Consider the following 16,533-nt stretch of genomic DNA (forward strand, 5'->3'; position numbering starts at 1 on the left):
TCATCAGCGAATGCCTACAACGTTAGAATAACCACCCCCTGTTGTGGCGGATCCTTCACCTCCTGAAACCAGATACCTGGTTTTTTTTGCCGGATATGGCCACCAATAGTTACTGTCATCGGTTGACCAGTAATGATAATTTCCCATGGGCCACCGACTTCCATAAGCCACATGTATTTCGTACAACTCCGCCATGCTGGGGATCCGAGCGCCTGCCGACGCGGCCGATGAGTTGGCTTGCCCCCAGGTTGCATTCCCTAAGCCTATGCAGTGGATTACGTTCGTCACCGTCACGTTGTAGCTCTTGGACTGGTTGGCGCTGTCTCGGGCGGTGATGGTCGCTACCCCCCTGCCGCGCACGGTCACTAACCCGGTTCCATCGACTACCGCTACTCCCGTGTTGCTTGAGACATAGGTATAACCTGGCAGGCCACCGGAGGCCTGATGTCGCACCGAGTTACCAGAGTCGAAAGCAGGAAGAACTTCGGGGTTGCCCGGAATGATGTAAGTCTTGCCACCCAACGTGACCGGGCTGGTATTGAAGTTCAACGGTGCCAACGGATTTTCCCGAATAAAGCTGCGCGACGCGGTCTGTTGATTGTTGGCTACCGACTTCGCGTACACCGTGTTCGAGCCCAGATGAATGCCGAGGCTGAGTGACCAGTCACCGCTGCCGTTGGCAGGCACGGTTTGCCCCGCCACGTTGTTGAGAAAAATCTGCACGCTGTACAGCGGCGTTGCTGCTCCGCTCACGACCACCGAGGTATCGGTGGTTGTCCCGCCCGGGCCCAGTTCGCCGCCTGAATGCCGGACCGAAGTCAGCGTAGTGGTGCGATGGGCCCTGACGGTAAATGAGTGGAGGGGTGACTCAAGCTGACCTCCATAGAGTGCTTTGGCTTTGAGGGTGTAGGTGGTGTTCTGACTGAGGCTGGCAAGTCGAATGCTGCCGCTGCCATTGAGGCCCAGTGGTATCGGCGCACCAATGGGTGCTGCACCGTCGTATAGCTGGACACGCTGATTGCTGTCCGCACTGACGGTTACTGTGACCTCGCTTTCGTACGTCGTGCCATTGTGGCCAATGGAGCCTTTGACGTCGGTGACGGAAACGATACGAGGAGTCGTAGAAACTGCCACGGTAAAGGCACGAGTCGCAGATTCCGGTTGCGTACCGTACAAAGCCCTGGCCTTGATGGTATGGGTGATGGCGCTCAGACCGGTCAGTGTTTTGGTCCAATTGCCACTGGAATCTACAGGTGTGACGGGAGCGACAGCCGTGTTGTTATCGTAGATTTGCACGCTCTGGCCGTTACTCGCAGTGCCGGTAACCGTCACCGTGGCGTCGAACGTTGTGCCATTGGGAGGGATTTCTCCCTTTGAATCACTGATCAGGGAAATGATTGGAGCCAACGCTTCCAGCACAGTGAAAACTCTAACCGCAGATTCTGGCTGACTACCGTACAGTCCCTTTGCCGAGATTCGGTACACGGACGGGGTCAGGTTGGTCAGCGTCTTGGTCCAGTTCCGATTGTTGTCGACGGGTGTGTCGGGTGCAATGGGCGTCGTGCCGTTGTAAATCTGGATACGCTGGTTGGCGACAGCAGTGCCAAAGATGTCCACGTCAGTTTCGAACGTCGTGCCATTGTTGCTGATATCACCTTTTGAGTCGCGCACCCCGGATATGGCTGGAGCCGTAGCTTGCGCCACTTTAAATGTCCGGACTGTCGACTCCAGTTGATCGCCATAGGTTGCCTTGGCTTTGACCGGGTAAGTCCTTGGCGTCAGATTCTGCAGCCGGGTGCTTCCTTCGCCATTGCCGCCAAGTGTTATCGGGTTTCCGATTGCCGTTGCCCCGTCGTAAAGCTGCACCACCTGATGACTGTCCGCGTGAACTGATACAGCGACCTCAGTGAAATAGGTCGTGTCGTTGTCATCAACGGGACCATTGGCGTCCGTAACGGCGGTAATGCTTGGCTTCGTAGCGACAGCAATCGTGAAGGTTCGCGGCTCGCTGATTTTGTCATCGACGTCGTATAGGGCAATTGCCTCCACCCGTTGCAAACCCTCAATCAAATCCACCGTCAATGTCCATTTGCTGCTGGCATCCACGCTTGGCATGCCTTTGGATACGCCATTGATCTGGACATCGACTTCTTCGGCCCGCGTGGCTGTCCCTTCGATCGTCACACGCTTGTCATAGGTCTGGCCCGCTTCGGGAATGACCGTGCCTTGTGCCGTCTTCACGGTGGTGATGACGGGTGTGACGTACTCGTAGTGCTGGTGAATGATCAGCGGCAGTTTCGGGAAAACGATCGCGGCATCTTCATCCGTGCCGTTATCGAACATGACTTTGCAAACCACGATGGCGTTGGAGCCGTGAAGCAATTTCAGCAGTTCCGTCTTGAGCAGGGTTTCATTCAGACCTTGAGTGAGTTGCGTTGAGTTCACTTCATGCGCGCTGAGCAGATCGATTCGATAAGCGCCCGTGCTGGCCAGGCCCTCGATGTACAGCCAGACCCGTTGCTTCAAGGCAATAAACGGCCATGCCTTGACCAGAACGTTCGCGTTCCCGGTGAGCTCCATTACCAGCAATTCACCTGCGGTCGACTGTGGAACCTCGGGTCTTGGCAGCTCCGTTTCAGGGTCTTGAAAAGTGAGAATTTTCAGCGGGAGGGTTTCCGAAGCGGTCCACAAGCCATAGCGCTGGACGTCGTAATTGACCGCTACCTCGCGATTGATATTGGCGCCGACAAACGAAGGTGGCAGGTGGAACCTCACGGTGCCGGTGGCCTCGGCGGGTTTCTCCAGGTCTTCCGAAGTCCCGGCGCCTGGCGTGCCCCGCCATTTCAATCCGAGTGTGTCGAGCAAGGTGTCCATGGTCGCGTAGCTGCAATCGATGTCCACGCCATTACGTGCGTCCATTGGATTCAGCATGCCGCCGGGGGCCTGGACAACCGTAGGTGGCGGTAATTTGCCCAGAGGGATGCCGACCATCACCTCCAGAGGCGCGGAATAGCTGTATTCCCCGGAGGCAGCGTGCAGCAACGTGTAGATGACGGTCACGTAGTAGCCGATATTGGCCGAGACATAGCGTTTGTCCACGCGGAACCTTACGGGTTGGCCGACTGTTGCCAGGGTGATCGGCACGCTTGCGGTGGTGCTGCCGTAGAGGGTGACCCCGATCCAGTGGTAAGTCAGCGTATCGCCCTTGACCCAGTCCACCGGTCTGACCAGCACATGCACCAGTTTGTCTGTTTGAGACGGATCGAGAATGTCATCCGGTGCTTCTTCGACCTTGGGCGCTGGAAGCGTTGCTCGCCATGTGCCCACGCTGGCCCGCAGAAACTCGGACTCACTGGTTCCATACTGGCCGGTAGCATCGTTGAATACCCGGTATTGCAGTTTGAGGCTGCCGTTGTCCAGCGCTAAAACGTGCTCGCTGCTGACGTAAATCGTCACCTCGCCGGCTTTCTGCTCTTCACCTGAGACGGTGTGCTCTTCTTCGTGCAGATAGGCATCGTCGTTGGACTTTTTGCCCAGCCAGATCAACGTGAGGTGATCGCCATTGCGGATACCCGGGTACCTGACCACCACGGATGCCGCCATTACCGTAACCGGCAAAATGTTCCCGACCACCTCGTTGATGGTCGGAGCCGGCAGCAAAGACGGATTACCGATCACCGTAGCGAAGGTGCGCCTGGAATAAAGCGTCGGGCTGCCATCCTGCTTGCGCAATGCATAGGAGGCGTCGAGGGTGCCTTGGGCAAAGAGTTTCACGAACTCGTAGGCAACCGGGATCTCATGCAAATAGGGCGGGTTGCGGACGATGGCTTCAACGCTGAATGTCTGAGGTGGTCTGCCGGGAATCGGAGTGCCAACTACAGTGATCACGAGCGTGTCACCGGCAGTGAAGACGTCGTTGGATTTGATCAGGATCTGCAGGGTGACCGGGTTGGCATCCAGGTCCGCAAGGATGATTTTCCCGTCATCCGCTTCCTTGATGATGAGCGCATCGAGACGTGATACCCCGGCATCGACCTTTACGGTCGTGGCCTCTGACCACTTCACGCTCCAGTTGTAAACCACATCGCAAACATCGTAGTGGATCTTCATTGCCGCACTGTCACCGGCAGTGAGGATATCTTCGGGCCGGGCCATGACGACAATGTCGACGGTGCCTTCCACTTCTGCCTCTGTCAGCACATGTGGCAGAAGAAAAACGCTACCCCACATTGCGAGAATGATGTCGCCCTCCGCGATATTCGGATAGCGCGTGATGGTCATTGGCACGCCCGTGTCGAGCCACGGCTTGGTCACACCGTTATCGATGACATCCTGCGGTAACCCGACCATCTTCAGCTCCGAATGCCAAGGCTCGAAGGGACGCGTGTCGTCACCGGCCGGGTCGTCGATTTCCAGCAACAGCGTCAATTTGGCCGATGGATCGTCGGGCACGGTTTCGCCGGCCCGGGTCAACAGGTAGTGGCAGGTGAATAATCCCGGTAGCAACCCGTCCTTGGGAGCGAAGAAGAACCATCGCTGATTGAGGTGTTCATCGCTGACCTTGAGTTCGGCGACCTTTTCGTCATTCAGGAAAACTTCCAGCAGATCATCGATCGCCATGCCTAGGTAGGGGTCGATAAGGGCAAACAGACCGTCAGGGAACGCCTCAAATGCTTTTTTGTTGATCCCTCCGTCAGCACCCGGCACCGGGATGACCATGTCGGCGAAGTAGGGTGGGTACAATCCTGACAACGGGGCGGGCAGTTCATTGCGACTGGGGAACAGGGACCGACGGAAAGTGAACATGATCAACTCCATCCAGATTGGTGCACCCGTGAACTCAAGGATTTCTGGCTCTGAAAGTTCGAGCTGTGGATCAGGGGCAGGAGTGATTTAAGGCCTGAAGGGGAGGGACTGGCTACTGTCAGAAATAACAGGTGGGCGGGTATATCCGATGAACGGTTGGTCGCTTTTACGAGAGTGAGAGCAGGGTGAAATCAGGGATTGCGCAAGGTTTTCTGTTTGAGGATATACACCGTCACCAATACCGCGCTGGTCAACATGAACCCCCGCGCCCACGGCAGTGGCACCAGGTAGCACGAGAACAGAATGCTCGCCCACATCAAGCCGATCGCGTAGACCTTGCCCTTGAGCGGTATGCCGTTGCCGTCGAGGTAGTCGCGAATCCATGGCCCGAGCTTCGGGTGCTCGATCAGCCATTGATAGAAACGCGGAGAGCTGCGCGCGAAACAGGCGGCCGCCAGCAAAAGGAAAGGGGTGGTGGGCAGCACGGGCAGGAAAATCCCGATCACCCCCAATGCCACGCTGAGCCAGCCGACGGCCAGCAAGAAGTAGCGCAACATCAGGGAGCGGTTGCCTATGGGGTTGTCCATAGGCCGGATCTTAGTGGTGACGTGGCTTGAGGATCGCCGGTTTTTCGTCTGGCGCCTGGCACAGCAGGTACAGCGCGGTCAGGGCTTCCGGGATCTGCACGATCATGTCGTCCATCAGGTTGGCGTCCTTGGCGATGTCTTCGAACTCTGGCTGCTCGTCGAACAAGCCCGAACCGACCATGATCGGCAGGAGCATTTCGCTGACTTCTTCTTCGGCGGTCTCGAACCAGGCCGCTTCACGCAGGAACACGCCTTCCATGAAGCCGATGCACCAGCCGCGCAGTTCGGAGTCGTCCGGCTCGTCGCCCAGGTCCAGGTCGCACGGCAGTTCGAATTCTTCGTCGGACGCCAGTTGACGGGCGATGTGCGCCTTGAGGCCGATCAGCGTGGCCTCGATCTCTTCGCGCTGGGCCTCGCTGCTGTAATGCGGCTCTTCGGCGAACAGGGCGTCGATCCACTCACGCTCCGGTACATCTTCTGCACAGATCGACAGGGCGGTCAGGTAACCGTGGGCGGCCACGTAATCCAGCGCCTCTTCGTGCAGCTCGTCGGCGTCGAGAAAGACTTGCAGGCGGGTTAGTTGCTCAGCGAAGGACATTACGGGGCTACCTTGGGGGAATAAACAATGCGGGAATTCTAGGCCTTCTTGCGCGCTCAAGCCAGCCGCACGGCAGATTTGCCCCGCCACGGCCCGCAGATCCACCGCCCATCCCTGTAGGAGCTGCCGAAGGCTGCGATCTTTTAATTTTGTTTTTCAAGATCCAGATCAAGATCAAAAGATCGCAGCCTTCGGCAACTCCAACAGAAGATGAGTCTTCTCAGCGGCACCCCCTGCCGGGGAGGGCTCGGGTATACTGCCGCGTTTTGCGCTCCCTGCTCGTATTGCGGTGGTCTGGCAATGCGCTCTTACGTTTTGTTTAAGCAGCTGTGGCTGTCCTGAACCAGCCTGTGCAGGGATGTTTCGGTAGATTTTTGGAGTTTTTATGCTCGAACAGGCTCAACGCGTCCTCAAAGACATCTTCGGCTACGACAGTTTCCGTGGCCGTCAGGGTGCAATCATTGAGCGCGTGGCCAGCGGCGGTGATGCGCTGGTGCTGATGCCTACCGGTGGCGGCAAGTCCCTGTGTTTCCAGGTGCCGGCGCTGCTGCGCGAAGGCCTGGCGGTGGTGGTGTCGCCGTTGATCGCCTTGATGGACGATCAGGTCGCCACCCTCGAAGAGCTGGGCGTGGCCGCCGCTGCACTGAACTCCACCTTGAGCGCCGAACAGCAGCGCGATCTGGCGGCACGGATCAAACGCGGCGAAGTGAAAATGCTCTATCTGGCGCCGGAGCGACTGGTGCAGCCGCGCATGCTGTCGTTCCTGCAGGGCTTGAACATTGCTTTGTTCGCCATCGACGAAGCGCACTGCGTGTCGCAATGGGGCCACGACTTCCGTCCGGAATACCTGCAATTGGGCCAGTTGGCGGAAATGTTCCCCGACGTGCCGCGCATCGCCCTGACCGCCACCGCCGACAAGCGCACCCGCGAAGAAATCGTCACCCGCCTGCACCTGCAGAACGCCGAGCGCTTTCTGTCGAGCTTCGACCGGCCCAACATCTTTTACCGCATCGTGCCCAAGGAGCAGCCGCGCAAGCAGTTGCTGGCGTTCCTCGCCGAGCGGCGCAGCGATGCCGGCATCGTCTATTGCCTGTCGCGCAAGAAGGTCGAGGAAGTTGCCGCGTTTCTCAGCGAGCAGGGCTTCCCGGCGCTGCCGTATCACGCCGGTTTGCCCAATGATCTGCGCGCCTACCACCAGAAGCGCTTCCTCAACGAGGAAGGCCTGATCATGGTCGCCACCGTGGCGTTCGGCATGGGCATCGACAAGCCCAACGTGCGTTTCGTCGCGCACCTCGACCTGCCGAAATCCCTTGAGGCCTATTACCAGGAAACCGGGCGCGGCGGCCGTGATGGCCTGCCGGCGGACGCGTGGATGGCCTACGGTTTGCAGGACGTGGTGATGCTCAAGCAGATGCTGCAGAACTCCGAAGGCGATGAGCGTCACAAGCGTCTGGAGCAGCACAAGCTCGACGCCATGCTCTCGCTCTGCGAAGAAACCCGCTGCCGCCGGCAGACCCTGCTGGCGTACTTCGACGAAGACATGCCCGAGCCGTGCGGCCACTGCGACAATTGCGTCGACGGTGTGCAGACCTGGGACGCCACCGAGCCGGCGCGCCAGGCGCTGTCGGCGATCTATCGCACCGGCCAGCGCTATGGCGTCGGCCACTTGGTGGACGTGTTGCTGGGCAAGGACAACGAGAAGGTGCGCAGCTTCGGCCATCAGCATCTGTCGGTGTACGGCGTCGGTAAGGCGCTGAGCGAGAGCGAATGGCGCTCGTTGTTCCGGCAACTGGTGGCGCGTGGTCTGGCCGATGTCGATCACGAGGGCTACGGAGGCCTGCGCCTGAGCGACACCTGCCGGCCATTGCTCAAGGGCGAAGTGACCCTGGAACTGCGCCGCGATCTCAAGCCGCAGGTCACCGCCAAGACCGCCAGCAAGAGCCCGGCCAGTCAGCTGGTGCGTGGCGAAGAGCGCGAACAGTGGGAAGCCCTGCGTGCACTGCGGCGCAAACTCGCCGAGGAGCATGGTGTGCCGCCGTACGTCATCTTCCCCGACTCGACCCTGCTGGAAATGCTCCGCAGTCAGCCGACCTCGCTGGCCGACATGGCGCGGGTCAGCGGCGTTGGTGCACGCAAGCTGGAGCGTTACGGCGAGGCTTTCCTCGAAGTACTTGGCGGCGAGGCCGAAGCGCCGAAAGCGGTGGCCGACGTGCGCCACGAACTTATCACCCTGGCCCGCGCCGGCATGACCCCGATGCAGATCGCCGGGCAACTGCAGTGCTCGGAAAAGAACGTCTACACCATGCTCGCCGAGGCCATTGGCAAACAGCAGTTATCGCTGGAGCAGGCCTTGGACTTGCCGGAAGAACTGATGGGCGAAGTGCAGGACGCGTTCCTCGACGGCGAGGGCGAGTTACCGTCGGTCGCCGAAGTGGCCGAACTGTTCGCCGGTCGAGTTCCGGAAGGCGTTCTTTACTGCGTAAGGGCTGCGTTGCAATCCGAGTTTGAAATGTAAGAGGGCGTTTGCGCCAACCGTCAGGCAGTTGTAACGATTCAGTACAGGTCGGCTCTTGCCTATAGCTAAATGTCATGCTTAGCTGACTAATAATTAGTTTTTCTCTATTTGTCAGTCTACTCATGAGTGTTTTATGCCGTTAACCGATCAACACCGCTTTGGCATGCAATTGGCCCAGATGTCCCGAGGCTGGCGTGCCGAACTGGATCGCCGGCTGGCTGGTCTGGGCTTGTCCCAGGCGCGCTGGCTGGTGCTGCTGCATCTGGCGCGTTTCGAAGACGCGCCGACCCAACGCGAGCTGGCGCAAAGCGTCGGTGTCGAAGGGCCGACCCTCGCGCGCTTGCTCGACAGCCTGGAAAGCCAGGGCCTGGTGCAACGTCAGTCGGTGATGGAAGACCGCCGGGCGAAAAAAATCGTGCTCTGCGCCCCGGCACTGCCGCTGATCGAACAAATCGAAACCATCGCTACACAGTTGCGTCACGAATTGTTCGAAGGCGTCGACGAGGCCGATTTGAAGGTATGCATGCGCGTTCACGGGCACATTCTGGCCAACCTGGAAAAATCTTGAGGCATAACCGCGCGCAGGTTTTTTGAGGGATCGCGCAGAGCAGACTATAAGAACTACTGGGCAATATCGTGTTCGTACCGGATGTGCGAACGCATAGAAACCGGTTTTGCTTATTTAAGGGATGCTCATGCTCGCAAGTCGGCACGTTGTACTGCGCGGTGGCGCCAGATGGCTGCTGGTCGCTGGTGTATTCAGCTATTCGACCTGGTCGATGGCACTGGGGCTGGGCGACATCACCGTCCACTCGGCCCTCAATCAGCCGCTCAAGGCCGATATCGCGCTGGTGGATGCCGCTGGCCTGAGTGCCGGCGATCTCTCGGCCAGCCTCGCCACGGCCGATGAATTCGCCCGGGCCGGGGTCGAGCGGGTGTTTTTCCTCAATGACCTCAAGTTCACCCCGATCCTGCATGGCAATCGCCAGATGATCCGGGTGACCTCGCGCAAACCGGTCAATGAACCCTTTCTGAATTTTCTGGTGCAGCTCGATCAGCCCAATGGCCGCCTGCTGCGCGAGTACACTGTGCTGATCGATCCGCCCGGATCGCCAAGTATCGTGCCGGCTACCGACGAGCCCGATCCACGTCCGCAATCCTCTGAATTCCCCACCGTCGAGCCCGCCACGGCGGCGCCTCAGGCTGCTCAGGGCAAACGCGATGCCGCCCCTTCAGCGCCACCCGCTCCGGCGGCGCCAGCCAACGATGCCGTGGCCGAGCAATTGGCGGCCAGCGTGTTGCTCAGTCAGCAACTGCAAAAGACCGTCGACGAACTCAACGCCAGACTGCAGGCGCAGGATGTGCAGATTGCCGACGGCAAAAAGCAGATCAGTGATCTGCAAACGCGATTGAGCGAACTGCAACAGCCACCGGCGCCAGCCATCACGCCGCCAATACCCGCGCCAGTCACCACCGCGCCTGAAGCTGCCGACGATGGCCTCAACTGGCCGCTGCTCGGTGGCTTGCTGGTGCTGTTGGGATTGTTGGGTGCCGGGCTTTTCGTCCGACGTCGCCGGCAACTGGCGGAGGTCACGGCGCCACTGGCAGCTCTGCCCGCCGTTCGGCAAACAGATCCTGAAGACCCGCCAGCCACACAATCCGCCAGCCTGCGAACCACCACCGAACACCGCGAAGAACCGGCGGCCGGCGATGTGCTGGAGGCGGTGGGGATCTATCTGGCCTATGGGCGTTTGGGTGAGGCGGTCGGGCTGTTGCGCAATGCCATGGACAAGGAGCCAGAGCGTACGGAGCTGGGTGTGCAATTGCTCGAAGTGTTGGGGCGGCAAGGGGACAGCGCAGCTTATGAACAACAGGAAAACCGCCTGCGTGATGCCGGGGTGGATCCGCAGCAGCTGGCCGCGATCCGTGAGCGGCATCCAAAATTGACCGGCGCTGCGCCGATAACCCCGGCGGTGTCGATGGTCGCAGCCACAGCGGTGGCGCCTGAGCCATCGGCGCCCGAGGATGATTTCGAATTGAATCTGGGTGAGCTGTCGATGGCGTCCAGTTGGGATCTTGAAGACAGTCGTTCGACACCTGAGCCGCCCGCAGAACGGACTGCATCGAACTCCGATCTTGAAATCCTGCCGCCGGACTTCGAGCTGCCCGAAACGGTGGCCAGCGAAGAGGCGGAGCTGGAGTGGATCCCCGAACCGGACGCACAGCCGCTGGACGATGACTTTCTTAACGAGTTCGGTGATCCGGGCGAGTCGCTGGCACTGGAACCGCTGGAGCTTGGGGGCACTGAGCCGGAACACGGTTCTGAGAAGCTCGAACAGGCGCAGACTTGCATTGATGACGGGGATATCGACAGCGCAATTGCCTTGCTCAATGAATTGCTCAAGGAGGGGGACGAGCCACTCAAACAGACGGCGCGGACGTTACTCGCGGGTATTCGCTAGCCAAGGTGGTTGATATTGATGAGGAGATTGTTCAGGCCCCATCGCGAGCAGGCTCACTCCTACATTTGAACTGCATTTACAGATCCCTTGTAGGAGTGAGCCTGCTCGCGATGACGGCCTGTCAGGCGCCATCAATCCAGGAAAATACTCAGAACGTCTGCCCCAGATTCAGATAAACCGCCTGCTCATTCGCATCATTCAAGCCATAGGTGAAGTTCAGCGGTCCCAACGGCGTATCGAAGCCGATAAACACACTCGCTGCATTGATGTAGCCGCTGTCGAATTCATTGTCGTTGTTCCACGCCCGCCCACGTTCCAGCGAAGCCCCGGCATACAGCGGGAAGTCCAGTGGCAGGTAGGAGCGTGGTGTCAGCCGGCGGTAATACACCGCGCGTATCAGGCTGACGTTTTGTCCCGAAATCGAATCCTCGCGAAAGCCCGATAACTGCCGCGCACCGCCGAGCAGGAAGCTCGACGTCACCACGTTGGCATCGTCCAGCGTTCGGCCATAACGGCCGCCGAGAATCAGCGTATCCGGGCCATGGCTCATGGCTTTGTCCAGCTTGAATTCCCATTGCCGGTAGCGCGTGTCCGACCCCAGCCCCGGTTCGAATTGCATCAGGGTCAGGCTGACGTCCTTGCCCTCGTGGGGGAAGTAGACATTGTCCAGCGAGTCGAACGAGTACTTCAGCGAGTAGAAACCTTCAGTGAAGTTTTCCCTCGGCAGATCCTGATCGCCGATTCGCACATCCGCTTTGCCCCAGGCCTCGCCGACGCCGAAACGGATTTCGCCGTTGTTGCCGATCTGCCGACCGAAATTGAGGCCGAAACCATAGCGCTCGACGCGGTATTGAGCGATCGGATCGTTGTCGAGTATTGAATCGACGTTCTGCGCTTCAAACGCAGCATACGGGGCGACGAAGTAGCGTGAACCGACGTCCAGTGGCTGATAGAACTCGCTATACAGTTCCTGCTTGTCGCCGATCTGCGCGCGGGTCAGCCATTCCGCGCCGAGGCGGTTGATGCCGTTGATGCGATAGCTGGCGCCGAGGTTGAAGGCGCTGTCACCGCGCATGTCGTCCGACAGATTCAGGCCGACCCGCAGGTAATCGGTGCCGCTGCGTTTGCCCCGGGCGCTGATCACCAGGGTGTGATCCTGGCCCTTGTGCACCACGCGGTACTGCACCTGTTCGAAGTAATCGAGGCCGTACAGCGTGCCCATGTCCGAATGCAGTCGACCGAGGTCCAGCGGCTCGCCGATCGGCTGACGGATGTAATAGCGGATCACTTCGTCGCCGACTTTCGAGTCGTTTTCGACCCTGATCGCGGTGATGATCGGCGTGCGCTGGCCCGGCGCGCGGGCTGCGTTCAGTTCGGCGTCCTGAGATTCGTGAGGTTTGAGCTGAGCGAGGCGGGCGTCGAGAATCCGCGTGGCGCGGTAACCGGCATCGATCATCTCCTGGGCCTTGCCGAAGTCGGTCACGCCGAATGCCGCCAGCGCCGGCTGGATCAGCACATCGGTGGGTTTGAGGGCGGCCAGTTGTTCTTCGGAGTTGCGCCGGGTCATCAGGGTTATCGACTGGTTCAGCACATCGACCACGGTCGTCAGTTGTTTGCGGTTGCGCAGTGGCGTACCGATGTCGACCACGATTGCCACGTCAACGCCCATCTCCCGCACGACGTCGAGCGGGATGTTGTCAGTCATGCCGCCGTCCACCAGCAGCCGTCCGTCGAGTTCGACCGGGGCGAACACCGCCGGGATCGACATGCTGGCGCGGATCACCTGCGGCAGGTGGCCTTTGCGGAACACCACTTTTTCGCCATTGGCGATGTCGGTGGCCACGGCGCGGAACGGGATCGGCAGCTTGTCGAAGTCGCGGGTGTCACTGGTGTGCGCCAGCAGGCTCTCCAGCATCAGCGCGAGGTTCTGGCCCTGAATCACCCCCAGCGGCAGGCCGAGGCTGCCATCATCGCGAAAACTCAGTTGCTGTTTCACCAGAAAGTCGCGGTCGTCCTGTTTGCGTCGAAACGGCACGTCTTCGCGGGGCGGTGCGTCGGACAGCGCCTGCTGCCAGTCGATGTTCAGCGCGAGTTTTTCCAGTTCGTCGATCTTGTAGCCCGAGGCATACAGGCCACCAACCACCGCGCCCATGCTGGTACCGGCAATCGCGTCGATCTTGATCCCTTGTTCCTCCAGAGCCTTGAGCACGCCGATGTGCGCTAGGCCACGTGCGGCACCACCGGACAGCACCAGGCCGACTTTCGGGCGGGGGGCTTCAGTGGCATTTACAAACACTGGCAGGAAGCCAAGCAGCAGGCAGAACAGCAAACGGCGCATGGTGAGTCTCGGGGCAAGCGATAAAGCCGGCTATTATAGCGGCGCCCTCTGTCTCAGGAGTTTCAGCGCACATGTCTGCTGCAAAACCGGAAATCGTCATCACTTATTGCACCCAATGCCAGTGGCTGCTGCGCGCCGCGTGGCTGGCGCAGGAACTGCTCAGCACCTTCGGCGACGACCTCGGCAAGGTCTCGCTGGTGCCGGGCACCGGCGGGGTATTTCACATCAGCTGCGACGACGTGCAAATCTGGGAGCGCAAGGCCGACGGCGGTTTTCCCGAGGCCAAGGTGCTCAAGCAGCGAGTGCGCGATCAGATCGATCCTGACCGCGACCTCGGTCACAACGACCGCACTCAGTGAGACGCGGCTTCGGCAGCCACGGTTTTCTTGTCGGCGCTGCCTGACATCCGCGCCGAGACCACGATGGCGACGATGATCAGCGCGCCGCCGAGCAGCATGCGCAGCGTCGGGTTTTCATTGAACAGCAGCCAGGCGATGGTGATGCCGTAAACCGGTTCCATGGCGAACACCACGGCGGCAGTGCGTGCCTTGATCACCGCGAGGCTGGCGACGAACAGGCTGTGGGCGACGCCGGTGCAGAACACCCCGAGCAGGGCGATCCACAGCCAGTCCAATGCACGTACTTCGCTCAGTTGCGGGGCCGCGACCGGCAGCAGACACAGCGCCACCACCACGTTCTGGCACAGCGCGGCCTGCACCGCCGGGATGCGTCCGGAGCTGGCGCGGTTGGTCAGCGACAGCAGGGCGAACAGCAAGCCCGACAGCACCGCCCAGAGCAACCCGGTGGTGGCGCCGCTGGCCAGATCGAACGCCGGGGTGACCAGCACCAGACCGACGCTGACCAGCACCACCAGCACGATTTCATTGGCGCGGATGCGTTCGCGGAAGATCAGCCCTTCGAGAATCACGGTGAACGCCGGGAAACTGGCAAAACCCAACGTAGCAATCGCCACCCCGGCGACCTTCACCGCGATGAAAAAACTCACCCAGTGCCCGGCCAGCAATACGCCGCTGAGCGCCAGACGGCGCCAGTCAACCGCCTGCAGTTTCTGCCAGCCGTTCTGACTGGCGAAGCGGGCGAAAAAGGCCAGGGCGAGCACGGCAAACGCCGCACGTCCGAAGACGATCACCGCCGGCGAGGCGGCCGCGAGTTTGCCGAACACACCGGTCAGGCCGAACATCAAAGCGCCAATATGCAGGGCGCCGAGGGCGGTACGCGGAGTCATTGCAATCCTTCTTGAGTCTGTCGATACGCAACATGATCACTGTAGGAGCTGCCGAAGGCTGCGATCTTTTGATCTTGATCCTTCAAAGCAAGATCAAAAGATCGCAGCCTTCGGCAGCTCCTACACGTGGATGCACATTGAAGCGTGTTGCGGCTCGCAAGTCTGTCGGCGAACTAGCGTTTTTTGTCGCAGGAGTCTCGGCGCAACTGCCCCGGTGACGCGCCGAACTCGCGCAGCACGGCGGCCGAGAAGGCACTTTGCGAGCTGTAACCGACCCGACTGGCGATTTCGCCGATCGGCAACGCGGTCTCGCGCAGCAAGCCTACTGCCTTGTGCAGGCGTCGGCTGCGAATGTAGTCCATCGGCGTTTGCCCGCATTCGGCCATGAACCGCGCATGCAGGCGGGCGCTGGACAGCCCGGCGATCTGCGCCAGATCGGCCACTTGCAGCGGGTAGGCGGCGTGTTGCTCGATGTGCGCATCCAGCGCCGCGTAGGGCAGGCGCCGTGCCGAGAGTTCGCCAGGTCTGGCGTGATTCAGGCTGGCCAGCAGCAAGACTGCGCCTTGTTGCGCAATCAACGGATCACTGACCGGACTGTTCGCCAGCCAGTTGACCAATTGGCTTTGTCCCGCATCAAGAGACAACCGCGCAGGCTGGTCGAGCAAGCGCTGACTGGCGTCGGCATGCTCGCCCAGTGAATCGTTCAGCCATTGCCCGTCGGGCACGTCCAGCACCAGACAACGACTGCCATCGGGGCTGCCGCAAGCGTGATGCGCGCCGCCGGGAACCACCACGAAACTCTGCTGGCGTACCTGGCTGCCCTGACCTTCGACTTCGAAATCCAGCGCGCCGGACAGGCCGAACACCAGTTGCGCGTGGTCGTGGCTGTGGATGATCAGATCGTGGGTGTACTGGCGCAGTGTCAGGATCGGGCGCATGGCAGAAGTCTCCGAAGTGAGCGCCAGTCTACACCGGGACACCGGGCTTGCGCGCTGTCACACGACTGACGCCTGCCTGTCATGGTCGATTAACCCGGCGCGTGCACAGTGGCGAAAACATCGCAGAGGGTTGCCCATGACCAGCGCCGAGCTTGCCAAACCCAGCCGCAAACAACGGGTGCGTACTTTGTGGATTTCCGACGTGCACCTGGGCACGCGGGATTGCCAGGCCGAGCACTTGTCGCAGTTTCTCAAGGGCTACCACGCCGACAAGATCTACCTGGTCGGTGACATCATCGACGGCTGGAAGCTGCGCGGTGGCATGTACTGGCCGCAAGCGCACACCAACGTGATCCGCCGCCTGCTGACCATGAGCAAGCGCGGCACCGAGGTGATCTACGTCACCGGCAACCACGATGAATTCCTGCGCCGTTATTCGAAGCTGATCCTCGGCAACATCCAGTTGGTCGATGAGGCGGTGCACGTCACGGCGGATGGCCGGCACCTGCTGGTGATCCATGGCGATCAGTTCGACGTGATCACCCGCTACCACCGCTGGCTGGCCTTTCTCGGCGACTCGGCCTACGAATTCACCTTGACCCTCAACCGCTGGCTCAATCACTGGCGCGCCCGGTATGGCTACGGTTACTGGTCGTTGTCGGCGTACCTGAAGCACAAGGTGAAGACGGCGGTGAGCTTCATCAGCGACTTCGAAGAAGCCATCGCCCACGAATGCGTGAAGCGCGAGTTGCACGGCGTGGTCTGCGGGCACATTCACCATGCCGAGATTCGTAAAGTCGGCGAGGTGGACTACCTCAATTGCGGCGATTGGGTGGAATCGTGCACAGCATTGATCGAGCACTGGGACGGCACGATCGAGCTGTATCGCCTGGCGGATGCGCAGGCGCGGGAGGCGCAGCTCAAGGCGGCCAAGGTCGCCGAGATCGCCTGATTTTTCAGGTGTACAAAAGGGCCTCATCGCTGGCAAGCCAGCTCCCACAGGTATTGTGAACACCACAGATCACTGTGGGAGCTGGCTTGCC

General features: G+C 60.3%; 11 protein-coding genes. 5 read left to right on the plus strand and 6 right to left on the minus strand.

The window, feature by feature from the left end; genetic code table 11:
* Nucleotides 1-3: 3 nt before the first annotated feature.
* The 3 genes from ABV589_RS22560 to ABV589_RS22570 all read right to left on the minus strand — a co-directional run bounded on the left by ABV589_RS22560 (nt 4) and on the right by ABV589_RS22570 (nt 5,991).
* Entirely contained in the window at nt 4-4,806 is a 4,803-nt protein-coding gene (locus ABV589_RS22560; RefSeq protein WP_367083755.1) for an Ig-like domain repeat protein, read from the minus strand.
* 191 nt (nt 4,807-4,997) lie between these two features.
* The gene (locus tag ABV589_RS22565; RefSeq protein ID WP_007962157.1) at nt 4,998-5,393 is read right to left on the minus strand and encodes a YbaN family protein; all 396 of its coding nucleotides are present in this window, start codon (nt 5,391-5,393) and stop codon (nt 4,998-5,000) included.
* Nucleotides 5,394-5,403: 10 nt separating this feature from the next.
* Nucleotides 5,404-5,991, minus strand: coding sequence for a YecA family protein (locus ABV589_RS22570; protein ID WP_007962155.1), 588 nt, complete (start codon nt 5,989-5,991; stop codon nt 5,404-5,406).
* A gap of 385 nt (nt 5,992-6,376) precedes the next feature.
* Here ABV589_RS22570 and recQ point away from each other — a divergent pair, with 385 nt between their 5' ends.
* The 3 genes from recQ to ABV589_RS22585 all read left to right on the plus strand — a co-directional run bounded on the left by recQ (nt 6,377) and on the right by ABV589_RS22585 (nt 10,968).
* Nucleotides 6,377-8,506, plus strand: a complete 2,130-nt coding sequence (recQ, locus tag ABV589_RS22575; protein WP_007962153.1) for a DNA helicase RecQ — start codon at nt 6,377-6,379, stop codon at nt 8,504-8,506.
* Nucleotides 8,507-8,639: 133 nt separating this feature from the next.
* Nucleotides 8,640-9,074 carry a MarR family transcriptional regulator gene (locus ABV589_RS22580; protein ID WP_007962151.1) on the plus strand — a complete coding sequence of 145 codons (435 nt, stop codon included), beginning with the start codon at nt 8,640-8,642 and terminating at the stop codon, nt 9,072-9,074.
* Between the two features lie 127 nt (nt 9,075-9,201).
* Nucleotides 9,202-10,968, plus strand: a complete 1,767-nt coding sequence (locus tag ABV589_RS22585; RefSeq protein WP_367083758.1) for a FimV/HubP family polar landmark protein — start codon at nt 9,202-9,204, stop codon at nt 10,966-10,968.
* Between the two features lie 148 nt (nt 10,969-11,116).
* Here the strand turns inward: ABV589_RS22585 and ABV589_RS22590 are convergent, their stop codons facing one another.
* Nucleotides 11,117-13,306 carry a patatin-like phospholipase family protein gene (locus ABV589_RS22590; protein WP_367083759.1) on the minus strand — a complete coding sequence of 730 codons (2,190 nt, stop codon included), beginning with the start codon at nt 13,304-13,306 and terminating at the stop codon, nt 11,117-11,119.
* A gap of 71 nt (nt 13,307-13,377) precedes the next feature.
* Here ABV589_RS22590 and ABV589_RS22595 point away from each other — a divergent pair, with 71 nt between their 5' ends.
* On the plus strand, nt 13,378-13,665 hold the full coding sequence (locus tag ABV589_RS22595; RefSeq protein WP_367083761.1) for a SelT/SelW/SelH family protein: 288 nt from the start codon (nt 13,378-13,380) through the stop codon (nt 13,663-13,665).
* On the opposite strand, the gene ABV589_RS22600 is transcribed toward ABV589_RS22595, so the two are convergent.
* Nucleotides 13,659-14,552, minus strand: coding sequence for a DMT family transporter (locus ABV589_RS22600; RefSeq protein WP_367083763.1), 894 nt, complete (start codon nt 14,550-14,552; stop codon nt 13,659-13,661). The genes ABV589_RS22595 and ABV589_RS22600 overlap by 7 nt on opposite strands.
* Before the next feature lie 173 nt (nt 14,553-14,725).
* Nucleotides 14,726-15,490: an AraC family transcriptional regulator gene (locus tag ABV589_RS22605; protein ID WP_367083765.1), complete on the minus strand. Its 765-nt coding sequence runs from the start codon at nt 15,488-15,490 to the stop codon at nt 14,726-14,728.
* Between the two features lie 136 nt (nt 15,491-15,626).
* On the opposite strand from ABV589_RS22605, the gene ABV589_RS22610 reads away from it, so the two are divergent.
* Complete coding sequence (locus ABV589_RS22610; protein WP_007966031.1) at nt 15,627-16,442, plus strand: UDP-2,3-diacylglucosamine diphosphatase; 816 nt, start codon at nt 15,627-15,629, stop codon at nt 16,440-16,442.
* The last annotated feature ends 91 nt before the right edge of the window (nt 16,443-16,533 follow it).

It is taken from the genome of Pseudomonas sp. HOU2, from assembly GCF_040729435.1.
GTDB lineage: Bacteria > Pseudomonadota > Gammaproteobacteria > Pseudomonadales > Pseudomonadaceae > Aquipseudomonas.